Source organism: Mycobacterium sp. E2497 (assembly GCF_001668695.1).
Classification (GTDB): domain Bacteria; phylum Actinomycetota; class Actinomycetes; order Mycobacteriales; family Mycobacteriaceae; genus Mycobacterium.
In genome coordinates, this window is record NZ_LZKD01000164.1 from 1 (window position 1) to 872 (window position 872).

An 872-nucleotide genomic window follows, 5' to 3' on the forward strand; every position below is an offset into this window, starting at 1 on the left:
AGGCGCAGCTGGCCAAAATCGATCTGGCGCTGGGCAAGTTGAAGCTCGAGCCGGGGATGACGCTGCTCGACATCGGCTGCGGCTGGGGCGCCACCATGCGGCGGGCCATTGAGAAGTACGACGTGAACGTCGTGGGCCTGACATTGTCGGAGAACCAGGCCGAGCATGTGCAGAAGACGTTCGACCAGATGGACACGCCCCGCACCCGGCGGGTGCTGTTGGAGGGGTGGGAGAAGTTCCACGAGCCCGTCGACCGCATCGTCTCGATCGGCGCCTTCGAGCACTTCGGCCGCCAACGCTACGGGCGCTTCTTCAAGATGGCCTACCAGGCGCTGCCGTCCGACGGGGTGATGTTGCTGCACACCATCGTTCGCCCGTCCTTCAAAGACGCCCGGGCGCGGGGCATGAAGCTGACCCACGAGATCGTGCACTTCTCGCAGTTCATCTTGACCGAGATCTTCCCCGGCGGGTGGCTGCCGACACCGCAGACCGTCGGCGAGTACGCGGTCACGGCCGGCTTCGAGCTGACCCGGGTCCACTCGCTGCAGCTGCACTACGCGAGGACCCTGGAGACCTGGGCTGCCGCCCTCGAGGCCAATCGCGAGCAGGCCGTCGCCATCCAGTCACAAGAGGTCTACGGCAAGTACATGCACTACCTGACCGGCTGTGAGAACTTCTTCCGCAAGGGCATCAGCAATGTCGGGCAGTTCACCCTCGTGAAGTAGGTGGCGAGGGGCCGGGGACCGCTACTTTTCCAGCGTGAACTGGTCGACGTCCGTGTAACCCTGGCGGAACAGCTTCGCGCAGCCGGTCAGGTACTTCATGTAGCGGTCGTAGACCTCTTGTGACTGGATGGCGACGGCCTGCTCGCG

The 872-nt window shown here is 64.4% G+C and carries 2 protein-coding genes; one reads left to right on the plus strand and one right to left on the minus strand.

Going from position 1 to position 872, the window contains the following annotated elements; all coding sequences use genetic code 11:
• A partial coding sequence (locus tag A5713_RS15120; RefSeq protein ID WP_068096633.1) for a cyclopropane mycolic acid synthase family methyltransferase occupies positions 1-725 on the plus strand: 725 nt, incomplete at its 5' end.
• A gap of 21 nt (positions 726-746) precedes the next feature.
• On the opposite strand, the gene A5713_RS27665 is transcribed toward A5713_RS15120, so the two are convergent.
• A partial coding sequence (locus A5713_RS27665) for a class I SAM-dependent methyltransferase (RefSeq protein ID WP_197516377.1) occupies positions 747-872 on the minus strand: 126 nt, incomplete at its 5' end.